General features: G+C 35.2%; 21 protein-coding genes and 2 tRNA genes. 10 read left to right on the top strand and 13 right to left on the bottom strand.

What is annotated here, in order from left to right; translation table 11 throughout:
* Positions 1–122 precede the first annotated feature (122 nt).
* Together T367_RS23720 and mutS are read left to right on the top strand one after the other, a co-directional pair.
* The gene (locus T367_RS23720; protein WP_051568383.1) at positions 123–1,577 is read left to right on the top strand and encodes a T9SS type A sorting domain-containing protein; all 1,455 of its coding nucleotides are present in this window, start codon (positions 123–125) and stop codon (positions 1,575–1,577) included.
* A 145-nt stretch (positions 1,578–1,722) separates the two neighbouring features.
* Complete coding sequence (mutS, locus tag T367_RS0105800) at positions 1,723–4,299, top strand: DNA mismatch repair protein MutS (protein WP_035842718.1); 2,577 nt, start codon at positions 1,723–1,725, stop codon at positions 4,297–4,299.
* A gap of 531 nt (positions 4,300–4,830) precedes the next feature.
* Here mutS and T367_RS0105795 read toward each other — a convergent pair.
* The 5 genes from T367_RS0105795 to T367_RS0105775 form a co-directional block, all read right to left on the bottom strand.
* Positions 4,831–5,256 (bottom strand): hypothetical protein, encoded by a 426-nt coding sequence (locus T367_RS0105795; protein ID WP_027418991.1) that lies wholly within the window; start codon positions 5,254–5,256, stop codon positions 4,831–4,833.
* 20 nt (positions 5,257–5,276) lie between these two features.
* On the bottom strand, positions 5,277–6,560 hold the full coding sequence (gene tyrS / locus T367_RS0105790) for a tyrosine--tRNA ligase (protein WP_027418990.1): 1,284 nt from the start codon (positions 6,558–6,560) through the stop codon (positions 5,277–5,279).
* A 238-nt stretch (positions 6,561–6,798) separates the two neighbouring features.
* Positions 6,799–8,133 carry a PhoH family protein gene (locus tag T367_RS0105785; protein WP_027418989.1) on the bottom strand — a complete coding sequence of 445 codons (1,335 nt, stop codon included), beginning with the start codon at positions 8,131–8,133 and terminating at the stop codon, positions 6,799–6,801.
* 767 nt (positions 8,134–8,900) lie between these two features.
* Positions 8,901–9,779 (bottom strand): NAD kinase, encoded by an 879-nt coding sequence (locus T367_RS0105780; RefSeq protein ID WP_027418988.1) that lies wholly within the window; start codon positions 9,777–9,779, stop codon positions 8,901–8,903.
* Positions 9,780–9,782: 3 nt separating this feature from the next.
* Positions 9,783–10,445 carry a CBS domain-containing protein gene (locus T367_RS0105775; protein ID WP_027418987.1) on the bottom strand — a complete coding sequence of 221 codons (663 nt, stop codon included), beginning with the start codon at positions 10,443–10,445 and terminating at the stop codon, positions 9,783–9,785.
* A gap of 121 nt (positions 10,446–10,566) precedes the next feature.
* Between T367_RS0105775 and T367_RS0105770 the strand changes: the two genes are divergently transcribed.
* Complete coding sequence (locus T367_RS0105770) at positions 10,567–11,289, top strand: pyridoxine 5'-phosphate synthase (protein ID WP_027418986.1); 723 nt, start codon at positions 10,567–10,569, stop codon at positions 11,287–11,289.
* Positions 11,290–12,048 (top strand): alpha/beta fold hydrolase, encoded by a 759-nt coding sequence (locus T367_RS0105765; protein WP_027418985.1) that lies wholly within the window; start codon positions 11,290–11,292, stop codon positions 12,046–12,048.
* 143 nt (positions 12,049–12,191) lie between these two features.
* Here the strand turns inward: T367_RS0105765 and T367_RS0105760 are convergent, their stop codons facing one another.
* The 4 genes from T367_RS0105760 to T367_RS0105745 are packed head-to-tail and all read right to left on the bottom strand — an operon-like array spanning position 12,192 to position 15,444.
* Positions 12,192–13,073, bottom strand: coding sequence for a hypothetical protein (locus T367_RS0105760; protein WP_027418984.1), 882 nt, complete (start codon positions 13,071–13,073; stop codon positions 12,192–12,194).
* 8 nt (positions 13,074–13,081) lie between these two features.
* A complete protein-coding gene (locus T367_RS0105755) occupies positions 13,082–14,014 on the bottom strand; it encodes a succinylglutamate desuccinylase/aspartoacylase family protein (RefSeq protein ID WP_051568382.1) in 933 nt (310 codons plus the stop codon).
* Positions 14,015–14,021: 7 nt separating this feature from the next.
* A complete protein-coding gene (locus T367_RS0105750; RefSeq protein ID WP_027418982.1) occupies positions 14,022–14,894 on the bottom strand; it encodes an ATP-grasp domain-containing protein in 873 nt (290 codons plus the stop codon).
* Between the two features lie 46 nt (positions 14,895–14,940).
* Positions 14,941–15,444 carry a hypothetical protein gene (locus tag T367_RS0105745; protein ID WP_027418981.1) on the bottom strand — a complete coding sequence of 168 codons (504 nt, stop codon included), beginning with the start codon at positions 15,442–15,444 and terminating at the stop codon, positions 14,941–14,943.
* Positions 15,445–15,481: 37 nt separating this feature from the next.
* Here T367_RS0105745 and T367_RS0105740 point away from each other — a divergent pair, with 37 nt between their 5' ends.
* The 6 genes from T367_RS0105740 to T367_RS25580 all read left to right on the top strand — a co-directional run bounded on the left by T367_RS0105740 (position 15,482) and on the right by T367_RS25580 (position 20,621).
* Positions 15,482–16,471, top strand: coding sequence for a LuxE/PaaK family acyltransferase (locus tag T367_RS0105740; protein ID WP_072032164.1), 990 nt, complete (start codon positions 15,482–15,484; stop codon positions 16,469–16,471).
* A gap of 230 nt (positions 16,472–16,701) precedes the next feature.
* Complete coding sequence (gene ppk1 / locus T367_RS0105735; RefSeq protein ID WP_027418979.1) at positions 16,702–18,747, top strand: polyphosphate kinase 1; 2,046 nt, start codon at positions 16,702–16,704, stop codon at positions 18,745–18,747.
* A complete protein-coding gene (locus T367_RS0105730; protein WP_027418978.1) occupies positions 18,748–19,626 on the top strand; it encodes a Ppx/GppA phosphatase family protein in 879 nt (292 codons plus the stop codon). It abuts the gene before it with no gap.
* 201 nt (positions 19,627–19,827) lie between these two features.
* Positions 19,828–19,900 (top strand) — tRNA-Gly (locus T367_RS0105725).
* 287 nt (positions 19,901–20,187) lie between these two features.
* Positions 20,188–20,271: transfer RNA gene (locus tag T367_RS0105720), tRNA-Leu, on the top strand.
* A gap of 137 nt (positions 20,272–20,408) precedes the next feature.
* Positions 20,409–20,621 carry a GIY-YIG nuclease family protein gene (locus tag T367_RS25580; RefSeq protein WP_035842655.1) on the top strand — a complete coding sequence of 71 codons (213 nt, stop codon included), beginning with the start codon at positions 20,409–20,411 and terminating at the stop codon, positions 20,619–20,621.
* Here T367_RS25580 and T367_RS21535 read toward each other — a convergent pair.
* Genes T367_RS21535 through T367_RS0105695 form a run of 4 tightly spaced genes read right to left on the bottom strand, consistent with a single transcriptional unit; the run spans position 20,599 to position 25,099 of the window.
* Positions 20,599–20,916, bottom strand: coding sequence for an S-adenosylmethionine decarboxylase family protein (locus tag T367_RS21535; RefSeq protein WP_051568381.1), 318 nt, complete (start codon positions 20,914–20,916; stop codon positions 20,599–20,601). The two genes, T367_RS25580 and T367_RS21535, sit on opposite strands and share 23 nt — an antisense overlap.
* Entirely contained in the window at positions 20,913–22,448 is a 1,536-nt protein-coding gene (locus T367_RS0105705; RefSeq protein ID WP_027418977.1) for an NAD(P)-binding protein, read from the bottom strand. Before T367_RS0105705 ends, T367_RS21535 begins: the two co-directional genes overlap by 4 nt.
* A complete protein-coding gene (locus tag T367_RS0105700) occupies positions 22,438–23,577 on the bottom strand; it encodes a hypothetical protein (RefSeq protein WP_027418976.1) in 1,140 nt (379 codons plus the stop codon). The genes T367_RS0105705 and T367_RS0105700 overlap by 11 nt, the downstream gene beginning before the upstream one ends.
* Positions 23,546–25,099 carry a polyamine aminopropyltransferase gene (locus T367_RS0105695; RefSeq protein ID WP_211252689.1) on the bottom strand — a complete coding sequence of 518 codons (1,554 nt, stop codon included), beginning with the start codon at positions 25,097–25,099 and terminating at the stop codon, positions 23,546–23,548. Before T367_RS0105695 ends, T367_RS0105700 begins: the two co-directional genes overlap by 32 nt.

The following is a 25,099-nucleotide window of genomic DNA, read 5'->3' as shown; positions in this document are numbered from 1 at the left end:
GTACAAATATAAATGTATTTTTCGAACTTTCAATAATTATTGAAAGTTTATTTTCTCAACTTTAATTCCTGTAACCAATTCAATACATCCTCGTATATATTTGTCCATAGTTAGATAAACGTATGCTCCAACGAATAGAACAACTTCACCGAATCTTACTCACCGCATGTTTTGTATTGGCTTATACCAATATCAGTCTTGCAACAATCTGGAATGTAGACCCTTCAGGAATTTACACTTCGCCGAACGCGCTTTATATGGCCGATCTTTCAGGGGATATTGTTATCAATGATTTTGACACGATTTATATCATCGCCGGCGATTATGTTGGCACAGATGCATTAGCTGCTTGGCAACAAAACAACCTTTATATTAAAGGCATTGAAGGACAACCTCAAATGATTGCAGATGGAGAAAATATTTTAGGTAAAGGAATATGGGTTTGTGTAGGAAACAATATCACGATTGAGAACATTGAGTTTTCTGGTGCAACTGTTCCAGATGAAAATGGAGCTGGTATTCGACTTGATGGAATTGGTTTAACCGTTCGTTATTGTTATTTCCACGAGAATGAAAACGGCATTCTAACCAGTAATCCATACGATGGTGACATCATCATTGAATATAGCGAATTTGCTTATAATGGATTTGGAGACGGTTATACACACAATATTTATGTTGGTCATGTCAATTCTTTAATCATGCGTTTCTGCTATTCTCACCATACTTTTGTGGGGCATAATTTAAAATCAAGAGCCAATTATAATACCATCGTTTACAATCGAATAATGGATGAAGAAACGGGGAACTCAAGTCGGTTAATTGATTTGCCTAACGGAGGAACAAGTCTACTTAAAGGCAATACATTGATGCAAGGAGTAAACGCCATCAATAACAATGTAATTGGTTATGGCTTGGAAGGTTTGACCAATACAAGTCCACATCATTTTAGCTTTGTGAATAATACCATAGTGAATAAAAGAGAAGCTTCTTGTAAATATTTACATATCGCTGAAGGCAGTGCAGATGTGTATGTAGTGAACAATATATTTGCAGGCACAGGCAATGTTATTGACGGAGAAGCAACGACTTTAACCAATAATTATCACAATGTTGAGATTGATCATTTCTACTTTCAAAACGAACCTGAATACGATTATCAATTAACCATTCTATCGCCAGTAATAGATTCAGGCTTTACAGTAATTCCAGAATTAAATCCTGACTTCCATTATATTCATCCGCTTACTGCGCAAGAACGCCTATTGGAAGCTGATAAAATTGATATTGGCGCTTACGAATATGCAGCACCTCTTGCCATTTATGATATCTCTAACTTACCATTCAAAATTCATCCAAATCCGGCAAATAAAGTATTAAACATTTCTTTGCCTAATGATGTAATCGATGAAAAACTAGCGGTTCAAGTTATCAGTTTGTCTGGCAAAATAATTTTCAACTCTCAACTATTGTATTCTCCTTTTTCAATTGATGTACACGAATTAGCACCTGGAACTTATATTGTTCGTGTATTTGACGAGCATGAAAGCTCCGAACAGAAGTTAATTGTACACTAGGCGTCGTTTAGATGTTAACAAGTATTGATAAGTCCGATTGCTCAAATTTCTAAAAGCAGGAACAATGCCTTAAATTCGTTATTCCAAATTTTCTTAAGGCGTGACGAAAAAAAAATCAAGTGCAAAAGCAACGGTAACCCCGTTAATGAAACAATACAACCAAATTAAGGCGAAGTATCCCGATGCTATGCTTTTATTTCGTGTTGGGGATTTTTATGAAACTTTCGGACAAGATGCCGTTAAAGCGTCTAACGTTTTAAATATCATTCTAACCAAAAGAGGAAAAGACAGTCCGTCTGAAATAGAATTGGCAGGTTTCCCTCATCATTCCTTAGATACTTATCTTCCAAAATTGGTTCGAGCCGGCATTCGCGTTGCGATTTGTGATCAATTAGAGGATCCTAAAATGACTAAAACCATTGTAAAAAGAGGTGTAACAGAATTGGTTACTCCAGGTCTTTCTTACAATGACAAAGTTTTAAACGGGAATGAAAACAACTTCTTAGCAGCCGTTCATTTTGACGGCAATCGCGCAGGTGTTGCATTCATTGACATTTCAACTGGAGAATTTTTGGTCGCTGAAGGTGGATTTGAATACATCGACAAACTGATTCAAAGTTTTGCTCCAAAAGAAATTCTCTATCAAAAAGGAAAACAAAAAATTTATCACGAGCATTTTAGCGATAAATTCTACACTTATAATTTAGAGGATTGGGTATTTACTTTAGACTTTGCACAAGAGAATTTAGAGAAACATTTTGAAGTTAAATCGTTAAAAGGATTTGGTATAGACACCCTTCCATTGGCGATAATTTCTGCTAGTGCGGCCTTACATTATATCGCACAAACACAACATGATAAATTAGGTCATATCAAACAATTATCTCGATTAGAAGAGGATAGGTATGTTTGGTTGGACCGTTTTACTATACGAAATCTTGAATTGCTTTATTCACAAAACGAAGGAGCAACAACGCTGATTGATATTATTGACAAAACATTAACACCTCCTGGCTCTCGAATGATGCGCCGATGGATGGTTTTGCCACTAAAGGATCTCGCACCGATTCAAGAAAGACACCATATCGTTAAGCATTATCTCGAGCACAACGATTTTAAATCGACGATTGAGACGCAACTGAAAGAGGTTGGCGATTTGGAAAGAATTATTGCCAAAGTCGCAACAACACGCATTAATCCGAAAGAGATTATTCAACTGAAAAGGGCTTTGGTTGCTATCGATCCTATAAAAACGGCTTGTGCAGAAGCTAAATCTAAAGTCTTGCCGCTATTAGGTGATCAACTGAATTTATGTGTGGCTTTGCGTTCTCGAATTGAGAATGAAATTCTAGACGAACCTGCAATTTCAGTTGGTAAAGGCCCAATCATCGCTGAAGGCATCAGTCCTGAATTAGATGATCTACGAGAAATTCTTGCCAATGGTAAACAATACCTCGAAGATATGCGTTTACGGGAAGTTGAACGAACAGGTATTTCCTCGATCAAGATTGCATTTAACAATGTATTTGGCTATTATATTGAGGTTAGAAATTCACATAAAGACAAGGTTCCTGAAGATTGGATTAGAAAACAAACTTTGGTGAATGCAGAAAGATATATCACGGAGGAATTAAAAGAATACGAAAGTAAAATTCTAGGTGCCGAAGAGAAGATTCATGTGCTAGAAAGTAATTTATTGGCAGACCTTGTTTATTCAATGGCTGACTTTATTACCCCAATACAACACAATGCTGTTATTCTAGCTAAACTAGATTGTTTACATGCATTTGCAGAGGTAGCGACTAAAAATAATTATTCAGCACCAGAGATAAATGATTCTTTAATTATTGACATTAAAGAAGGTCGACATCCTGTGATTGAAAATCAATTACCAATTGGCGAACCTTTTATCGCGAATGATGTCATGCTGGACAATGATTCGCAACAAATCATCATGATTACTGGTCCAAACATGTCTGGTAAATCGGCTTTATTAAGACAAACGGCGCTGATCTGTTTAATGGCTCAAATTGGAAGTTATGTTCCTGCTAAATCCGCTAAACTAGGATTGATTGACAAGATCTTTACACGCGTTGGTGCTTCTGATAATATCTCATCTGGTGAATCGACTTTTATGGTTGAGATGAATGAGACGGCGAGTATCTTGAATAACCTATCTGAAAGAAGTTTGATTATTCTGGATGAAATCGGTCGTGGAACAAGTACTTATGACGGGATCTCAATTGCATGGTCAATTACCGAATATTTGCACGAAAATAAAATTGCGCGACCTAAAACATTATTCGCTACGCATTACCACGAACTCAACGAAATGAGTGGCACGTTTAACCGCATCAAGAACCACAACGTTTCCATTAAAGAGGTGGGAAATAAGATCATCTTTATGCGTAAACTCGTTCCTGGCGGAAGTGCGCATAGTTTTGGTATTCATGTTGCAAAAATGGCTGGTATGCCAGCACAAGTATTAAAACGTGCCGATCAAATCTTATTGCAATTAGAGAAGAGTCATTCGGGTGATTTAAAAGAAGAGGTAAAAGCAATCGCAGCCGATGCCAATATGCAATTGAGTTTCTTCCAATTGGACGATCCTGTTTTAATGCAGATCAAAGAAGAGATTGAAAATATCGATATCAATACGTTAACACCAGTTGAGGCTTTAATGAAATTGAATGAGATTAAGAAGTATATGGGGGTGAAGTAGTTGTCCAAAAAACCTTGTTTTTTTTGGACAGATTAAAGATTAAAGACAAAAGATTAAAGATTAATGTATGTCCCTGATATAGGTTGACCGCTTTTAACAAAGCACCAACATATGAAAGCGAACATCAAACTTAATTCGCGAAACCCAAATCAAAACGATAGGTATCAACTGGCTGCGGAGGAGGATATTCATCAACCTGCTCAGTGTGTGTTCTTATTTAGGCATTTGCAATGCCCAATCTAAAATTCATTTTATATATATTTACTAGCTTATCCACGAGACCTCGATTTAACGAATGAAGGTACTCATAAAGAAATTTATTTAAAATAGCTTAAATGGACTTTTTTAGACTTTTCGCATTAAAAATGCAAGCAAAAGACACACACGTTCGGCAAAAGCTCAGTGCAACGCTCATTACGCCAAGGCTATCCCGAAAGTGGTCGGGAGAGCGCGAGATTTAAGACTGGCTGCGGAGGATATTCATCCTTCGCTAAACCCAAATCAAAACGATATGTATCGCCGAATAAGAAACTACCGAATAGTCCCCAATTTCTTCACCTCTTCAATAAAAGGCATCAATTTAGGGTGCGCGTTATACCCATCGAATGTTGCGGAAAAATAAACACTATCAGCTGTTGTGACAACAATCAAACCATAAGGTGATGCATCAGTTTGACGCTCGTTTGTTGGCCCTTTTAAAGAATCTAAATCATCTAGCTTAACTGATTTTATACTTTTATTCACAGCTTCCCATTCTTCTGGAGTAATCGCTCTCGCTACTCTATTCGAATTTGATCTACCTGTATAATCAGATATCACAGAGTCTTGCGTGATATACAATGCGCGTTTGCCCATCATAGTCGTCGAACGATATTCGTATTGAATAACCTTACTTGTACTACAAGCTACTGCCGCAAAGGCAATTCCTAAAATGATAATACTTTTTTTAACGCTCATCTTTAAATTTTTTCTCTGAATTACTCAACAATTAATAAGTAATTATCTTTTTTGCCTTTTCCTAAAAGTACGAATTTATTACAGATCAAATCAGCTGCTGATAAGGTGTAATCTTCTTTTACTTTGACTTTATTCACTGCAACAGCGTTTTGTTGTAACGCTCTTCTCGCCTCTCCATTCGATTCTAAAAAACCTGATTTTGCTGATAATGCATCAATTATACCTAAACCGGCGTTTAATTCGGCTGTTGAAATAGTCGCTTGAGGAACACCTGCAAATCCGTCTAAAATTTCTTGCTCAGTCAATTGATTTAAATCCTCAATTGTTGCTTTTTTATTGAACAAAATTGAAGTTGTTTTTATTGCACTATCCAATGCATCTTGACCATGAACCATTGTGGTAATTTCATTCGCCAATTTGTTTTGTAAGATTCTTAAATGTGGCTCAACAGCATGCTCTTTTTCCAAGGCTTCAATTTCTTCTTTTGGTAAGAAAGTAAATGTTCTGATGTATTTAGAAACATCCTCATCACTTGCATTTAACCAGAATTGGTAGAACGCATAAGGCGATGTTTTTTCAGGATCTAACCAAACAGCACCACCAGCAGTTTTACCGAATTTAGTCCCGTCTGCTTTTGTCATCAAAGGACAAGTAAAAGCAAAACCTTCACCACCAGTCATTCTTCTGATTAATTCCGTTCCTGTTGTGATATTTCCCCATTGGTCACTTCCTCCCATTTGAATTTGGCAACCGTAATTCTGGTTTAAATGAACAAAGTCATACCCTTGAATTAATTGGTAAGAGAATTCTGTAAATGAGATACCGGTTTGAATTCTGGTCTTCACCGAATCTTTGGCACTCATATAATTTACTGTTAAGTGCTTGCCAACGTCACGAATGAATGAGATGAACGAAAATTCTTTCATCCAATCAAAATTATTGACCATGATCGCACCCGTTTCGCTGTCGTTAAAATCTAAGAATCGTTCTAATGTCTTCTTAACACCAGCTATATTTCTTGCTAAAGTTGCTTCGTCTTGAAGGTTTCTTTCGTCCGACTTACCTGAAGGATCGCCAACCATACCTGTTGCTCCACCTACCAAAGCAATTGGTCTATGACCCGCTCTTTGTAAATGCTTTAACATCATAATTGGAATTAAATTCCCGGCATGTAAAGCATCAGCAGTAGGATCAAAGCCACAATAACCTGTAATTACACCGCTTAAAAGTAATTCTTCCGTTCCGGGCATGATGTCTTGCAACATTCCACGCCATTGTAATTCTTCAACTAAATTGATTGACATTTTATTGTGTTTTTGAAATATTTGGCAAAGATAAAAGAAAAAGAGAGTTAGAACAATGACAAAAGATTAAAGACAAAGGATTATTAATCGTAAAGCTATAAGGTGGTGCGTAAAAGGAAATGCTAGCGTTAAATTTGCAAGAACCGATACTAACTAATGCATCTATTAATAGGAATAGGAAATAAAAAAGCGAAGACTTTTACATCCTCGCTTTTATGCTAAATAGTGTAATTAAAATTTACAATAATTCATTGGCTAAATTTGCCAACTCTGATCGCTCTCCTTTTTCTAATCGAATATGCGCAAATAAAGCGTTTCCTTTTAAACGGTCAATTAAATAAGTCAATCCATTACTTTCTTCGTCCATATAAGGGGTGTCAATTTGTTTGATATCTCCTGTAAACACAACTTTTGTTCCTTCGCCTGCACGGGTAATGATCGTTTTCACTTCGTGCGGACTTAAATTCTGTGCTTCATCAATAATAAACATCACATTCGATAAACTTCGCCCGCGAATGAATGCCAAGGCGGTGATAGATAATTCGCCAGACTCCTCCATTTCATCTAAAACTTTGTATTTTTTCTCGCCTGGGCGGAATTGACTTTTAATGAATTTGAGGTTGTCCCAAAGTGGCTGCATATAAGGTGAAATTTTATCCTCTGCCGTTCCGGGTAAAAAACCAATATCTCTATTACTCAAAGGAATAATCGGTCGTGCTAGAATAATATTATTGTAAATATGTTTTTGCTCTAAAGCAGACGCCAAAGCCAACAACGTTTTCCCCGTTCCTGCAACACCTTGTAATGCCACCAATTTTATATCAGGATTCAATAATGCATTCACTGCAAATGCTTGTTCGGCATTCCTAGGTTTAATACTGTAAACATATTCCTTGTCCACCCTTTCTACCCGATCTAAAGCTTGGTTATACCGACTGAGTACAGTTTCACTCGTTCCATTTTTTAGGATATAATATCTATTGGCTGATTTCAAATCACCGAGCATTCCTTTTTCTGGAATGAATCCTTTTTTATAGAGTGCACTAATTTTTTTAGAATCGACATTTTCTAGCGTTGGAAAACCTAATGAAACATCGTCTACATCTTTTACTTTGCCTGTTTCATAATCTTCAGATAAAAGTCCAATGGCTTTCGCTTTTAAACGCAGGTTGATATCCTTGGTGACCAGAATAACTGGTCGCGTTTTATTGGTATCCGCCATTGTGATGGCAGAATTGATTATACGGTGATCATTTTTACCTGCGCCATATATTTTTTCTGCATCTCTCCCATTAATTAGGTTCGACATCACAATTTTTAAACTGCCCCTTTTTGGTCCTAAGCTTACCCATTCGTTTAAGCCTGATCCTGCAGAAAGTTTATCCAAAAATCGAATAACCTCTCTTGCTTGAAAATTTTTAGTGTCGTTTCCGACTTTAAAATTGTCTAATTCTTCTAAAACCGTAATTGGAATTGCAACGTCATTGTTTTCGAAATTTCTAATCGAATTGTGATCGAATAATAAAACGGATGTATCCAATACAAAGATTTTTTTTACTGCTCGCTTCGCCATATCGTGTAATTAGTTTTTTTATTAAGTTAAGATTTATTGAAGAGAATCTCAGTTCATTACAATAGAAGTTATTAACTGAAAATTCTTGATGTCGTTGATAAATAATTCAAATTACGCTTCCTTTTGATCGTATAATACAAGACTGTCAGATCGTTTCAACTTTTACCAACAAAAAAAAAAAAGAAGCCTATGTCTTTTGAGACAATCCCCAGTAAAATGAGATTTAATTTTGCCCTAACGTTACCTTAATGTCGCATGTGATTTGTAATGCCACAATTGAACGGCAGAATGGCTTTGAATAGTCGCAATACTTTTGAATCTCATCCTTTTTCGTCTTGACTCAAAAAAGGGACTGCCGTTTCCGGACAATCCCTAATAGTTTTAATACTTACTTAATTTTGGTCAAATTAGTCTTTGATTAATTGTACTGTTTTTTGAAATACTCAAATTAATTCCGTCTATCCAGTCCCCACATCATTTTATTTCGAATGGTATTATTTGTGCCTAGATCGCAACTAATGAAATTTAAAATCAATCCTTTCAATTCTATTTTTATTTATTCCTCGTCGTCTGATGCGATGCATCTCCTATAGGAATAAATAAAACTATTTCTTGAAATTTATCGATTTATAAAGATTCCATAATTACCATCCAGACACAATAAGGAAGTTTTGGTTCTCGGTTTGAATGACATTGATTTGGAATTCAGCTCTTTCGATTGTCAGCTCTCTAGAAGAATAATTTGAAACTGTAAAAGGAAATCTGTATCAATTCCGTCTATCCAATCCCCACATCATTTTATTTCTGATTGTATTTAGAAAATTCTGATTTTCCGTTTGAATTACGTTGATTTGGAATTCGGCTCTTTTGATTGTCAACTCTATAGAAGAATCAATTGTTACTGATCTAGAATCTAACGAACATAAATACTCTCGTCCGCGGCCTTCAATTTTTAAACGAATGGTACGATCGTCCGGAACAACTACCGGTCGCACATTTAAATTGTGTGGAGCAATGGGTGTAATTACATAATCTTTAGCACCAGGAACCATAATTGGTCCGCCGCAACTTAACGAGTACGCTGTAGAACCTGTTGGTGTCGCAATGATCAACCCATCTGCCCAATAACTATTTAAATATAAATCACCAATATAAGTATGAATGGTGATCATGGATGAACTCTCCTTTTTATGAACAGTTAATTCGTTTAGTGCAAAATTGTCTTCACCGAATAAACCGTCGTCGGTAATCAACTGAATAAGTGACCTTGTTTGCAATCTATATTTTCCCTCGCGAATTGAATTTAAAACATCTACTATATCTTCTTTATATGTAGACGCCAAGAAACCCAATCTGCCTGTATTCACACCAAGAATTGGAATGCCACTATCACGAACGATATTGATTGTCTCTAGAAAAGTACCATCACCTCCAATACAAATTAAAACATCAATCTTACCTTTAATATCAATATGCTTATTGTATACATCCGTGGCATGCTCAATTTTAATCCGAGGATTCAAATATGATTTATAGGGTTGATAAATCGTAATATCCCATTCAAATAAAGCCAATGTATTGAACAATTCCTGAATATTAGGAATGAAACTATCATTAAACGACCTTCCATATATTCCGACTCTCATAGACTACATATTTAAATAGTTCATTAATTCGTCGTACCGTCTTTTTAAATCATTCTGATAATCACCTTTGGCATAAGTAGCCTTGATAACATAATCATAGCGATTAAATGTTCGAATAATAGAATCTAAATCAACTGTATTTATTTTTATTGTGACTTCAATCTCCGTAGAATCGACTGCTGAAGTAATATATGAACTTAGTATTTTCGCATTGTTCTCCTCGACAATTCTAGCAATTTCTGACAAAGAATAATCGTGATTATTCATTACCAATACCAAAATTCCACCCGGCTCTTTAATTGAAACAACTGCTGTAATTTGCGACATTAAAAAAAGTAAATCAGCACAGCCGATATACTCATTATTTTCATCTAGAATTGGAACGACAGTGATCTTTAAATCAGCAATCATTTTCATGACTTCATAAGCATGTCGATTGCTATAAATAAATGGATTGGGTAAGTTGTGGAAATATTTTTCGATCGACACAGAAGGATCTGGCATATCGTAAACATCGTTTTCTGAGATCAAGCCAATATATTCATTGCCTCTAACCACAGGTAAATGACTCACCCTAAATTCGTTCATCCAGTCAAGTGCTTTATTGCCACTTTCTGTCGATTTAAGCGGTGGAATAATTTCAGAGATTAATTTTTCTGCGTTCATGCAAAACTTAACTTATAAAGTGTGTAATTATTTCAATTCAATTCAAGAATAATAAGCTAATGTAATTAATTATTGGGCGATACTTTATAAATTTGACGAGAAATAATTTAACCTTTCTTCGATGGCGACTAAATTAAGTGTGAATGTAAATAAAATAGCAACCCTTAGAAACGCTCGAGGTGGTAATCTTCCAAACCTTGTGCAAGTTGCTATAGATTGTGAACTGTTTGGTGCTGATGGAATTACTGTACATCCGCGACCTGATGAAAGACATATCACAACGCAAGACACTTTTGATTTAGCGAAAGTTGTAAAAACGGAGTACAATATTGAAGGATATCCTGATGAGCGCTTTTTAGATTTGATCGATAAAATTCGACCAGCGCAAGCAACTTTAGTTCCTGATCCACCAAATGTTTTGACTTCGGATGCTGGATGGGACACAGTTAAACACGCCGATTGGTTAAAGGATCTGATTAAAACCATTCAAAGTATGGGTGTTAGAACCTCTATTTTTATTGAAACTGATCGTGCTTTAATTGAAGGTGCTGCCTCTATTGGAACAGATAGAATTGAATTTTATACTGGAACATATGCCGCAAATTTTCATGCTGATAAAGCAAAAGCAATTGCTCCTTATAAAGCAGCTGCAGAAATTGCACTAAAAAATGGTCTGGCCTTAAATGCTGGTCATGATTTAAATTTAGATAATCTTAATTATTTTATATCAGAAATTCCTGCAATTGACGAAGTTTCAATTGGACATGCATTGGTGGCAGATGCGCTATACTTAGGTTTAGAAAATACAGTGCGCATGTACAAGCAGGCTTTAATAATACAATAAATGAAATTACACTACCGAAAAATAGGAGAAGGTGAACCGTTAATTATTCTACATGGTCTTTTTGGTTCTGCCGACAATTGGCAAACATTAGGCAAAAAATTTGCAGAACATTTCACGGTTTATTTTGTTGACCAAAGAAATCACGGACATTCACCGCATAGCGATTCGTTTAGTTATGATTTAATGGTTGCTGATTTAAAGGAATTGGTAGATGATTTAGGATTGGATAAATTCAATTTATTGGGCCATTCGATGGGTGGAAAAACAGCTATTGGTTTTGCAGCTTTGTATCCCGAACGCATTGACAGAATGGTTGTCGCTGATATCGGTCATAAAAAATATCCTTTACATCATGATGCCATTTTAGGCGGCTTAAATTCGATTGACCTTTCTGTTGTTAAATCAAGAGGTGCGGCGGATAAAATATTGGCGGATTCCATTCCAGAAATCGGTGTACGACAATTTTTATTGAAGAATTTATATTGGGTTGAAAAAGGCCAATTGGGGTGGCGTATTAATATCCCTGTATTAACAAGGGAGATAGAATCTATTGTTGACGCGATTGAATTCGATAGAATTGTGACCAATACACTATTTATGCGTGGTGGAAAATCGAATTATATTGTTGCATCGGATTTTGAGGATATTAAAACGAAATTTCCGAATTCTACTATTTATACAATCGAAGAATCTGGCCATTGGATTCATGCCGAAGCGCCTGAAGAGTTTTATAATACGGTGTTAGAGTTTTTGTTGTAGTCGGTTAGTGGTTAGTTCCTCCTACGCTATGGCTTCGAAGGACGAGGGGTTAGGGGTTAGTTGTAAAGTTTCACAAGGTTGTTAACGGAAGTCAATGATTTAAACTATTTTAATCACAATTATGAAAAACTATAACCTAACAACTACAACCCAATAATAGCGCGTATTGTTTTAATATTCCCCGCTTTATTTTGATAGTTTGAAATGAATCTTGCACGACCTTCAGAACTTAAATAAACCTCAGCAATTAAATCTGCTGATTTCGTCTCAACAAAAAAGCTAATCTCAGACAAATCACCAAGACTACCGTTTCGATAAATTAGTTTATGCGTACTATTTTCTAAGTCCACTAATTTAATATTCGCACCGTTCTCTAAAGTTGTTTCTTTCAATTGACTTACACTAAATTCTGGTGCTGCACCTCTTGTTAAATCATGTGCAGCTGCATTCAATTTTAAAATCAAGTCATCCCCTAAATCGAATTGATTTATTTCGAAATCTACTTCTTCAACTAATGCCTCAGCATTATTTGCAACCGCCTGCACATCATTATCTACAGTGCTTACAGGGACAGGTATGCTATTCGTTTCAACAGTTGTGTTTAATTCAGACGGTATTTCTGCGGCCTGATGATCGAAGTTAATCGGCTCATCCATCTCAATAAATGTGCGCTCAATCTCTTGTCGAATGGTAGACTCATTGTCTGTATTCAACTTGAAAGCAATATTAAAAGCACCACCCAATTTCTCAACAGCATTGACAGAGAAAATCGACTTATTTTTGAATTTTAGTCCAAAATCCACCACTTTTTCCTCGGCTAAAATCTCCCCATAAAAATCAATTGTATAATCGTTTTCACTGGCTGTAAATCGGAATATTTTATTGTCATCACTCACCAAAGGTACGTTCGCCAATCCAGGTGCATCAACCACCGAAATCAATTGAACAATTCCATTCAGTTCGTTCAGAAAAGTATTAAAATCTTTTATCGTTTCTTTTGAAACATTGTACAGTATAAAATCCATCTTAAATATTAAATATTACCAATATGATAAAGGGCATCTCCCTTATTTACAACGGGGTTATTATTGTGTCCAAAAATATAACCTGCAGCTTTAGCAGTGACTTTACTTTGATAAGAATTATTAGGATCTGTAATTGCGCCTAATTCATCTCCCTTCTCTACATAGTCTCCTGATAGCTTTTTTGCGATAAAAATTCCAGATTTATTAGCCCTAACCCACGATTTTTCATGTATTTCTTTGGACTCGCCTTTAACAATCTCCTTTTCTATCATTCCTTTTTCAACCAATACTCTTTCAATTCCTTTTAATGCTTCGCTAATTGAGTACTCATCTATTCGAGAAGATTCACCACCTTCAAAAACAATCATCGGAATATTTTTAGAAAAAGCAGTTTTACGCAACGAATTCGATATATGAGATGATTCAATTAAATAAGGCATCTCGAATGTTTGCGCCAATTCTTTACTCAATAAATCTTTTTTATCGAATCGTACTTGCGGATAATTATAGATACTCCTTCCACCAGTATGAAAATCCATACAATAGTCGGCATGTGGAAGAATTTTATTCGTAAACGTATATGCTATTCGCGATGCCAATGATCCATTCTTTGTTCCCGGAAAACTTCTATTTACATCTTTCCCGTCAGGAAAAGCACGTGAAAAATTTATAAATCCATAAACATTCACCAGTGGAATGGCAATAATAGTTCCTCTTTTAAGGTTTCTAACTTTAGGTGATTTAATAGCACGTCGAACAATTTCGATGCCATTAATTTCGTCACCATGAACGCCGCCAGTTAATAAAATTGTTTGCCCAGGCTCTTTACTATTAAAGACATGTGCATGTAAATTAATCTCCGTTCCAGATGGTAAATTGGCAACAGGAATCTGTACCACACATCTTTCTCCAGGATTAATTATTCGACCATTTAATTCCATAATTTATTTAAATATGTTCTTCTATATATGTTATTATTTTATCTGCCACCGCTATTTCTGTAACTGCTTCAATTCCTTCTAATCCAGGCGACGAATTCACCTCAATCACCATCGATCCTTTTTTAGATCTTAAAATATCAACACCACCTATTTTTAATCCCAATGCTTTTACAGAGCGAACGGCCATTTCTTTTTCCTCTTCAGACAATACAATTTTCTCCCCCCTACCACCTCGGTGTAAATTCGACCGAAATTCATCTCCTTCAGCGATCCTCATCATTGCTGCGACTACTTTTCCGCCAATAACAAAAGCACGAATGTCTTTCCCTTTAAATTCGGCAATAAATTCTTGCAACAACACTTTAGTATTATCAGAAATAAACTTGTTAAAAGCATTATTTGCTTCAATTTGATTGTTCAATAAATAAACACCTGCTCCCTGCGTTCCTTCAATCAATTTTGCGATTACAGGGTAATTAAATTTTTGAGCAATGATGCGTTCTGCTTGATGTAAATCGTACGAAAAGTAAGTCTTTGGAATTCTTATTTTACTCGCTGCCAGAATTTGCATCGACCTGAACTTATCTCTGGATGCTAAAATTCCTTTTGAAGTATTATAAACGGGGACTTTCATCTCCTCAAAATGCTTTACAACAGTGGTTCCATAATAAGTATTCGAACTTCCAATTCTCGCTATTACTGCGTCTGGACGAATGAGTACTTCTCCGTTAAAAATCACTTTATAAATCCCGTCTTCTATTAAAAGATCACAATGCATATGATCGATAATCCGCACATTATGCTTTTTGGCAAAAGCCGCTTGATACAATCGAGTAGTCGAATATAAATTGGCACCTCGAGACAAAATGTAGATGAGCATAAATGACTTTACAAAAACAAGAACTAAATTAATCTAAAAATTAGACTCAAGGTAGAATTTCGTTTGTTTCTATGATATTACTAATATTTAGTGCTTTATCGATAAAAGAAATCTGGTACTTTATCGTGTCAGAATCGTCAGATAATTTATTATAAAACTCGTTAATATAAACCTCTGTTGTTCCTTTTATTCCACGTGCCTTCCCTTTAACAATTATCGGTTTTATGCGGTATTTAAACGAAATAGAATCGCCTAAAAAATCTAAGCCCCTCACCCATCCATCTTCATCGTCTTTCTCAAAATAATCAATATAAAGATTATAGTAGAAATATGAATCTGCGTCAAAAGGTGAATCTAGTTCATCCGGATCCAATCCAATATCACCATCACCATCAGTAAAGTCGAATGTTAATTTCAAACTATCTCCCGAGAAAAACACTTGAGGATTCGAAATAATTGGCTCGTTCGGATATTCTTCATTCTTAAAACAAGAAGAAAGAATTGATATCGTAGCGATAAAGGAAAAAATAAAAACTAATTTTGTTCTCATCAATAGCAATTTGCGATAATAAAGTTACCAATAAAATTTGAACGAAAATAATTCATATAAATTACCTTGGCATCCAAATAAAATTTTTGAGATCGATTCTGATGCTAGCTTCAATAAAATGGCTTTGGATTTATTCCACTTCCAATATGCTAACAATGCTGTATATCATGATTATTGCGATTTGATCAAAATAGAAAAGAATAACATTGATCATTATTCTAAAATTCCTTTTCTTCCCATTTCTTTTTTCAAAACACACGATGTAAAATGCTTTGAAGGAGAACCAGAAATTGTTTTTACTAGTAGCGGTACAGGTGGCATTAATAGCCGACATGAGATATTCGATCTGAAGTTATATGAAATCTCTTTTATGCAATACTTTACAGCATATTTTGGAGATCCTAAAGATTATATTTTTCTAGGATTATTACCTTCATATTTAGAACGGACAGGTTCATCATTGATTTATATGGTTGATCATTTAATTCAAGCATCTCAATATAGTGAGAGTGGCTTTTTTTTAAATGAAGATGAAAAATTATTGCAAATCATAGCAGATAATAAGGATAAAAAAATAATACTCTTCGGCGTTACTTATGCCTTACTTGATCTTTTAGAGGAATATCATCCAGATCTTTCCGGATGTATCATATTAGAGACAGGGGGAATGAAAGGCAAAAGAAAAGAATTGACGAAGGATGTTTTGCATGAAACCTTAAAAGCGGGATTCAATGTCAAAGAAATTTATTCGGAATATGGAATGACCGAATTATTATCTCAGGCTTATAGCACAGGCACACAATTTTCTTGCCCACCTTGGATGAAGTTTTTCACGCGCGAATACAATGATCCTTTTAACTATACCCAACGGAAATCAGGCGGGATTAATATTATAGACCTTGCTAATATTCATTCTTGTGCTTTTATAGAAACACAAGACTTAGGTAAGATAACTGGAGACCATATTGAAATCCTTGGACGTTACGACAATGCTGATTTACGTGGTTGTAATTTTTTAGTGCAGTAAGCATCAGTCGCAAACGTACTGTTTTGGTCGAATAACATCAGAAAACAAAAATATAACTGTAAAATAATCTCAATAAATTTGGTTAATAAGTTTTTTACTTTAACTTTGAATATGTTTTTTCATGGAAACATAGTTTTTTGAGGTGAAAACACCAGCTAATTTGTTAGCTGGTGTTTTTATTTTATAAAAGATCGTTTTTAAAATAAGTTAAATTTATCGCTATTAATTAAATGAAGTTATTCAATCGTGAATTAAGCTGGCTATCCTTCAATGAAAGAGTTTTGCAGGAGTCGTTAGACCCATCCAATCCAATTGTTGAGCGCATCAGGTTTTTAGGAATTTACTCGAACAACATGGATGAATTTTATCGCGTTCGCGCTGCATCCGTTCGAAGATTAATTTTGATTGGTAAGAAAACCGTTGAAGGATTTAATGGTACCCCAACAGAATTACTTGCAGCAATTAAGAATGTTGTAATTGATCAACAGCGGACTTTTGCTTTAGCATATGAAAAGATTCTAAAGGAATTAAAGCAGCTTCACATCTTGCAAACGGATGAAAATCATTTAAACGATGAGGAGCAATTATTTACACAATCCTTTTTTAGAGAACGTGTTCGACCATTGATTGTACCGATTATGCTTTCTGATAAGATCGCCTTTCCTCAATTAAAAGATGGCGGAAATTATTTGGCTGTGCGCATGACCAATTTTGCCAAGTCAAAAACTAAATATGCCTTAATTGAAATTCCTGCTAGTTGCAGTCGTTTCATTATTATCCCAACACAGGAAGGGGCACCAAAAAAATTAATCTTAGTAGACGATATCATCCGATTTAACTTAAAAGAAATATTTTCCATTTTTAGCTATGATGAAATAAAGGCCAATGCATTTAAGATCACTAGAGATGCAGAATTAGAGGTCGACGAAGACATTTCTAAAAGTTATGTCGAGAAGATGCAGGACAGTATTGAAATGCGAAAAGAAGGTGATACCGTTCGTTTTGTTTTCGATGCTGCAATGCCTATTGATGTACTGCAATATTTGATGGACGCATTAAAATTGAAAGCCGGAGGAAACATTATTCCTGGGGGTAAATATCATAATTTCAAGGATTTTATGGAATTCCCAAGCTTTGGCGAAAAGCAATTTACGTTTAAACCAACCAAACCACTTTCACATCCTCAATTAAAAGACCTAGATACATCTTTATTAAAACACATCCTTTCTGAGGATGTTATGTTGACATTCCCTTTCCAATCGTTCCAATACATAATTGATGTTTTACGTGAAGCAGCGATTGATCCTAAAGTGGTTTCTATCAAAATAAACCTATACAGGGTCGCTTCAAATTCACATATTATTAATGCATTAATAAGTGCTGCGCAGAACGGTGTGAAGGTGACGGCTATTATCGAATTAAAAGCCCGATTTGATGAAACGAATAATATTTATTGGTCGAACGTACTAGAAGACAATGGCGTAAATGTATTATTTGGTATTCCAAATATGAAAGTACATTCCAAACTTTTCATTATCAAACGCAAGACAGGGAATAAAACACAGAGCATTGCACATATTGGTACGGGGAATTTTCATGAAAAAACTGCCAAAATTTATACCGACTGTTCGTTATTGACTGCGAATCCTTCCATCACAAGAGAAGTAGAAAAGATTTTCAAAATATTCAAGAACAATATAGATCGAAGTGTTTTCAGGGAATTATTGGTATCACCATTTAATATTCGCAGGAAGTTAAATGCGATGATTGATCGCGAAATAGAATTCGCTAAGAAAGGAGAAGAAGCGCATATCATCATCAAATTGAACAATTTGGTAGACAGTAAAATCATAAAAAAACTTTACGAGGCTTCTAATGCCGGCGTTAAAATTGACGGTATTATAAGAGGAATCTGTGCTTTAGTTCCAGGTATCCCCAAGCAAAGTGAAAATATCAAAATACGCAGTATTGTTGGACAATATTTAGAACATACAAGAATCATTTATTTTAAAAACGGAGCCGATAATAAGTATTATATATCCTCTGCAGATTGGATGACAAGGAATTTAGATCGCAGAATTGAAGTTACTGTGCCCATTTACGATCCAAAAGTCCAAAAAGATCTTAAATTTATGCTTGATGCTTGTCTAATGGACAATCAGAAAGCGCGTGAGATTGATGTTACCCAATCGAACAAAAACGTAAAATCAGTTGTTAAAACTAAATACAGCGCACAAGTAGAGATTTATAAATATTTTAAAGAAAAGCTTAAATAAATGCATTTTGGAGCGATAGATATAGGTACCAATGCCGCACGATTATTAATTGGAGAAGTTACAAATGACAGAGGTTTTGCCTTCGTGAAAAAAATATCATATACACGTATTCCTTTAAGATTGGGGATGGATGTATTTGAAAATGGTAAAATTTCCAAAAATAAAGCCGAAGAATTTAAAAAATCAATGTTGGCTTTTAAGTTAATTTCTGAAGTCTTTCATGTGAAAGATCTGCGTGCATGTGCGACTTCTGCTATGCGTGAAGCATCGAATGGAAAAGCTATTCAGAAAATGATCGCTCAAGAAACCGGCGTTAATATTGAAATAATTGATGGAGAAGAAGAAGGAGATATCATCTTCACGTCTTTTCTTTTGCTTGATTTTAATATGAATAAGCCTTTTATTGTCATAGATGTTGGCGGAGGTAGTACTGAGATTTCTATTTTCTATAAGGGCGAAAAAATTTGCTCAAAATCATTCCAAATAGGCACCATTCGAATTTTAAAAGATAAAGTTCCAACGGAAACATGGGAGGACATGTCAGATTGGTTAAGCAAAAATATTAAGCCGAATAAAAAATATAATGTATTTGCCACCGGTGGAAATATTAATAAAATTCATAAAATTTTAGGTAAAAAAGGTAGTTTACCAATCGGTATTAAAGAGTTCAACACACTTTATGACGACTTAAAATCGTTGAGTTTTGATGAGAGAATTATTAAATACCAATTAAAACCCGATAGAGCAGATGTGATTGTTCCAGCGGCTCAAATATTTTTAACAATTTTAAATCAAATGGAAGTCAAACGATTGTTTGTGCCAAAGATCGGATTATCAGATGGTATGATTCATCAATTACATGCAAAACATTTGAAATAAAAATATTCTTCATTTTTTTTTGAAAATGTGTTTTGTAATTAAACAATTACTACTATATTTGTCGCCCGAAAGAAAAACGATTCTTTCAGTTTAGTTGAAACTTGATCACGGTCAAAAAAGACGAAACAGAAAAATTATAAGCGAGAGTAGCTCTCCCGATAGCTGTCGGGATGATAGAGCGAATTTTGTTGAAAATTATAAGCGAGAGTAGCTCAGTTGATAGAGCGCCACCTTGCCAAGGTGGAGGTCGCGGGTTTGAGCCCCGTCTCCCGCTCACAGTGGAGGTTATCCCGGTTTAACCGGGATCTACCCGATCAAAATTCAACTTAAATTAATGTTATTAAAACATTGCATTAAGTCGAAAAAAGAGTATTTTTGCAAAGTGTTATCCTGAGAACGTTTGGGAGATTAAACACAAAGAAAGAGTATTGTTGCTCGAGTGTGGTCCCGATAGCTAACGGGATGGTAGACACACAAGAGATAAAAAGAGTATTGTTGCTCGAGTGTGGTCCCGATAGCTATCGGGATGGTAGACACACAAGAGATAAAAAGAGTATTGTTGCTCGAGTGGTGGAATTGGTAGACACGCAAGACTTAAAATCTTGTGTCCATTAGGACGTGCGGGTTCAAGTCCCGCCTCGAGTACTAAAAGCCTGACTGCGGTCAGGCTTATTTATTATTAAAAATACCTTGGATGAGCTTCCAATTCAGACAAGTAGAAAAACCTCAGCCCTTAGAAGCTGAGGTTTTTTGTTTTTAAAAGAATTGCTTATTTTGTCAGAATGGCCATTGTGTATATTCTCTATTCTAAATCAATCGATAAGTTCTATATTGGTAGTTTTATTAATATAGAAGTTCGCCTTAATGATCATCTATTAAATAAATATAATTCAGCTTTTACTAATAGAGCAAATGATTGGGAGGTGTATTATAAAATTCAACAATTAGAATTTATTCCGGCTCGAAATTCACTCACTCCGACTTGTCAATTTTAATACCTGTTATGGAGGCGAATATCTGACTGATTAACTCCATAAATAGATCATTCTTTTCTTTAACACAACTTGTTAATTCGATATAAGCTTTATTGTGTTCAGGATAAGTATGCACTGCTAAATGACTTTCTCCTAACAGCCACAAACAAGTATAACCTTGCGGTTGAAAATAATGTTCAACGAATCCTAATTTTTCGAATGTACAACGATCCAACAACGACCCTAAACCATTTTTTAATAATTCTGCATCGCTCTCCTTTACCCAACATCTCAAACTATATAATTCTGCTTTCACAATTCGTTTGCTTTATTTTTAGTTATATTATTTAAAATTTTCTCTCCTGCTTGTAATCCTGAATCACATGCTTCGAAGAATAATGGTAAACGTCCTGTATCTACCCCCGCATAAACAATACGATCTGAAAATGAAGGCACATCATTAAAACTTAAATAACCAGGCTTAGCGATCGGCATAGCATGCCCTAATACATTCACATTTACATAAGCAACAAAATCACTTAAAGCTGTTCCTGTTTCTTCTTCTATTAGCGCAATCGTTCCTGCTACAAACTCATCAGGATTCTTTTCAATTTCAACAAGTTTACCTCGATCCTCTTCCTTAAAACAATAATAAGCCGTAAAGACATCAAATTCAGAAGGTCTTGCATGTTGTTTTGACGAGTTTATAAAACCTAAGAACTGTAATTCAGGTGTAATAATATCATTCTGCCATTTTTCAAAATCAACGCCTTTACGACAAACGATATTTAAAACGAGCCATGGGGCATACGAATTTTGAAACCGCGACTCTTCTTGCGCCAAAATATATTTTAAGGCATGTTTCTGACCCGCATATATCAAGCCCTTAGCTTTTACGAGTTGAATTGATCCATTTTTATTCAAGACCTCTGCTTCTACTCCATCTGCTGTCTCTCGAACGCTTCTCACAAACGTGTTTGTGACAAAAGCTTCTGGATTGGACAACAGTCCAATCATCTTTTCTGTAAAATATGCATTTCCGTTTGGAGCAGAGAATAATTCCACATCCTTAGTATTGTATGGTCGACATGTATAATAATGTATTCCCGCTAATGCCGAAACCTCATCTATTTGAGCACCCCAATCATCTAACATCTGGTAACTAATTCGTTGGGATAAGTCTGCTGACAAATCGAATTGGCCTTCTAAAAAATCCTTAAAACTTAATGCATTCAGATACTGATATTCCTCCCCTATTAAACGCGTTGGTAGATGCATTTGACCGATAAATGGTTTTAAAGCTTTGTTAAAATCTTGAATTCCTTCTGCAGCTTCCATTACCTCACTTAATAGAAGTTCTCCATTGAAACACTGCTCCATTTCATCTCCAGAAATTATATATGCCTTATCATTAAACTCGTAAAGCGCGGTCTCCGAATTAAACGAAATAATATCTAATTCCCGAAGTAATGCAATAACTTCTTGACCAAATGTTTCAGGATAAGCCAATTCGTAATGTGCTCCGGTTGCAAATTCTGTTGTTTTCCATGAAGCGCTTGCTGACGAACCTCCTAACCTATCATCCCCTTCGAACAATAAAAAATCTTGATCTCTTAAAACCGTTGCAGCAGCAATACCTGCAACACCGCCACCGACAATAATAAAGTCTGTACTTAAGGTTGAGGTAGGCTTTACATTTGCTTTTTCACGCAGTAAATGACCGAATGATCGATTTGAACGGACATTAATTTTATACGGTACTTGCTTGCCTTTATTCCTTGGAAAAATTCCAAGTAAGATTGGCAAAGCAGCAACACTCGATATCTGAATAAAACCTCTACGATTCATCTTTCGATTTAAAAATTGGTTTTAGATATTGATTCTTACCATTCATTTTCCATATAAAACCATCAATAATATAATGTACTTGTTGAGGCAATGCTAGAATTGCGACACCTACAATAATACCCCATTCATTCGCCAGCTGATCCCAACGATACGGATGAATATTCTCAAAAAAAGCGATGTGTTCTCTGTAAATAAACATATCCCAAAAATACTCTTCGATTAAGGCTGCTATTAGAATTGTAACCAATAAGGCAATGACCCATTTTATTTTCCGCTTTAAACTTGATGATTGTTTTGTTATTATCTCCTCTTTTTTGAGGTTATAATAATAAATAAGAGCGATATACGGAATACCATGCGCAACGACATTTGAGACACTAAAAATTACATCCGAATTATAATAAACAATGCCAAACCACCAGTTTAGTGCTGTTGTTAGCACCCATAAAATCTTACCCAACGACACTTTCTCCTTCTTTACGAATGCTTTTATTTCAAAGACTAACCAAAATGCGATTACCCCCCAATATAAGACATTCATCACTTGAAAAAATTGTAACATCATATCTTGACTAGGAAACAATTTATATAAAGGAATAAAATCGTTTCGAACAAACCAATTGAACTTTGCAGTGGAATTAAAATGCCAATATAGCACTGGATAAACCGTCGCTAAATAAATGATTTTTTTGTCGGATATTATTTGTTTTCGAACTTCACCGACTTTCAATTTATACAGAGCCACAAACCCAAATTGTTGTTTGATGAAATGAAAAACTGCAACATAAGCCATTACACGCCAAAACCAATCCATTGCAAAACTCAGTAATAAGACACTTGCAATCAGTGCAAGAATTGGCGTAAGCAATAATAATTTACGGTGTTGTTGAAAATCTTCTTTTACCAAATATGTTCTGAATAACGAACTCCATACGTGACTTACATCAATACCCAACACGAATACAACCCAAGCCCAAACCGGCAATTCCACTGACTGAAAATAGCTTGCATTCGAGAAGAAAATGACCCATAAAAGCCAAACAGGAACAAAAAGAATGAAGACATCAGCCCAAGAAGACATCAGCCAATTCGTTTGTTTAAAACTCGAATGACCAATCTCCTTTTTCATAATATTTATAAGCTACTGGATTGTGTATTGTATTGAATTCTATTTTTGATGTATCCACTTCAATTAAGTCCTTACCAAAAGATGTGATAAGTAACAAAGACTCTTTGGTCATCCATTTTAACTTGTCAATTTTAGATATATCAGCTTTCTGAATCGTCGTTTTAATTTGGTTCGAACTCAAGTTTTTAGACCCAATAATCCAACTCCATTCACCAAACGAATATACATGATTGTGAATAGGCAATGTATTAAAACCAGCCTTTTGGAGTGTTTTATTTATACAACGAAATGTATGTGTTGTATAATATGGACTTGTAGATTGCGTAATAAATGCACCATTTGGCCTTAAGCGATGTCCACAAAGCTTATAAAATTCATAACTATATAACTTATTCAATTCTACTGTCCGTGGATCAGGAAAATCGGCAATTATTACATCAAAAAATATAGGACTTGACTCTAAATAATGGAAGGCATCAGTATTAATTACTTTCACTTTTTTAGAGAAGAAGGCATCTTGATTGAGTTTTCTAAATATAGGGTGTTCTCTCCCTAAATTCGTCATAGCCGAATCTAAATCGACAAGTGTAATTGACTTCACACGATCGTGCTTTAATAGCTCTCGAATGGCACAACCATCACCTGCGCCCATTATCAAAACATCAACCTCGCCCTTCACCAAAGACATAACAGGATGCACTAGCGGTTCATGATATAACCATTCGTCAAAAGTACTCAACTGCTTTCCTTGGTTTAAATAAAGTTGATAATCATCTTTCCATTGTGTAATGGTAATTTGCTGATAGGGTGTTTGCTCCGTAAAGACTACCTTTTCACCAAATCGACTTTGATTTCCATACTCAACGATTGGATTTGAAAATACAATTCCAAGTATAAATATTGTTGTGATCACCCCTCCTAATATCCTTAATTTCTTTGCATTAATTTTAGAAATAAATTTGGTAAATGAGAACAATAGAATGATTGCAACCATCAAATTAACACCACCTACAACGAAAGGTGTATAGGTCAAACCTAAAAAACGGATGCCTATAAAAGCAAAAAATAAACCTCCAACTAAACTCCCATAATAGTCGTTCTCCATCATACCAGAGATATTGGTTTTTAGCCCCTCGTATTCGCTATTAATTCGTGTTACAAGGGGGATTTCAATTCCAATTAAGAATCCTACCAACATACTCAAACCATAAATAACAACATCTAAACTAGAAATGACAGGCATTAATCCGTATAGAAATATAACAGAGAAAGAAGTAATGAGTGACAATAAAAACTCTAGTAAAATATACGATTCGATAAGATTTGATTCAATTTTTTTACTGAACCGACTACCCAACCCCATAGAGAAAAGCATGAGAGATAAAATAATGGTCCATTGAAAAACAGAGTCACCAAGGAAGTATGAAGCTGTAGTTGCCAATACATATTCAGCAACAATACCAGAAAGGCCTGTTGCAAAAATGGAAACTTTGAGTAACCTAGAATAATCGATTTTCTTCAC

It is taken from the genome of Crocinitomix catalasitica ATCC 23190 (assembly GCF_000621625.1).
In the GTDB taxonomy this organism is placed as follows: Bacteria; Bacteroidota; Bacteroidia; order Flavobacteriales_D; family Crocinitomicaceae; genus Crocinitomix; species Crocinitomix catalasitica.
Note: the sequence above shows the minus strand (reverse complement) of the source record. Positions and strands in the feature narration are given on the sequence as shown.

What these genes read in the sequence shown, in the direction of transcription:
- T367_RS23720 (WP_051568383.1), top strand. Translation starts at nt 123, where the DNA reads ATGCTCCAACGAATAGAACAACTTCACCGAATCTTACTCACCGCATGT.
- mutS (WP_035842718.1), top strand. Translation starts at nt 1,723, where the DNA reads ATGAAACAATACAACCAAATTAAGGCGAAGTATCCCGATGCTATGCTT.
- T367_RS0105795 (WP_027418991.1), bottom strand. Translation starts at nt 5,256, where the DNA reads ATGAGCGTTAAAAAAAGTATTATCATTTTAGGAATTGCCTTTGCGGCA.
- tyrS (WP_027418990.1), bottom strand. Translation starts at nt 6,560, where the DNA reads ATGTCAATCAATTTAGTTGAAGAATTACAATGGCGTGGAATGTTGCAA.
- T367_RS0105785 (WP_027418989.1), bottom strand. Translation starts at nt 8,133, where the DNA reads ATGGCGAAGCGAGCAGTAAAAAAAATCTTTGTATTGGATACATCCGTT.
- T367_RS0105780 (WP_027418988.1), bottom strand. Translation starts at nt 9,779, where the DNA reads ATGAGAGTCGGAATATATGGAAGGTCGTTTAATGATAGTTTCATTCCT.
- T367_RS0105775 (WP_027418987.1), bottom strand. Translation starts at nt 10,445, where the DNA reads ATGAACGCAGAAAAATTAATCTCTGAAATTATTCCACCGCTTAAATCG.
- T367_RS0105770 (WP_027418986.1), top strand. Translation starts at nt 10,567, where the DNA reads ATGGCGACTAAATTAAGTGTGAATGTAAATAAAATAGCAACCCTTAGA.
- T367_RS0105765 (WP_027418985.1), top strand. Translation starts at nt 11,290, where the DNA reads ATGAAATTACACTACCGAAAAATAGGAGAAGGTGAACCGTTAATTATT.
- T367_RS0105760 (WP_027418984.1), bottom strand. Translation starts at nt 13,073, where the DNA reads ATGGATTTTATACTGTACAATGTTTCAAAAGAAACGATAAAAGATTTT.
- T367_RS0105755 (WP_051568382.1), bottom strand. Translation starts at nt 14,014, where the DNA reads ATGGAATTAAATGGTCGAATAATTAATCCTGGAGAAAGATGTGTGGTA.
- T367_RS0105750 (WP_027418982.1), bottom strand. Translation starts at nt 14,894, where the DNA reads ATGCTCATCTACATTTTGTCTCGAGGTGCCAATTTATATTCGACTACT.
- T367_RS0105745 (WP_027418981.1), bottom strand. Translation starts at nt 15,444, where the DNA reads ATGAGAACAAAATTAGTTTTTATTTTTTCCTTTATCGCTACGATATCA.
- ppk1 (WP_027418979.1), top strand. Translation starts at nt 16,702, where the DNA reads ATGAAGTTATTCAATCGTGAATTAAGCTGGCTATCCTTCAATGAAAGA.
- T367_RS0105730 (WP_027418978.1), top strand. Translation starts at nt 18,748, where the DNA reads ATGCATTTTGGAGCGATAGATATAGGTACCAATGCCGCACGATTATTA.
- T367_RS25580 (WP_035842655.1), top strand. Translation starts at nt 20,409, where the DNA reads ATGGCCATTGTGTATATTCTCTATTCTAAATCAATCGATAAGTTCTAT.
- T367_RS0105705 (WP_027418977.1), bottom strand. Translation starts at nt 22,448, where the DNA reads ATGAATCGTAGAGGTTTTATTCAGATATCGAGTGTTGCTGCTTTGCCA.
- T367_RS0105700 (WP_027418976.1), bottom strand. Translation starts at nt 23,577, where the DNA reads ATGAAAAAGGAGATTGGTCATTCGAGTTTTAAACAAACGAATTGGCTG.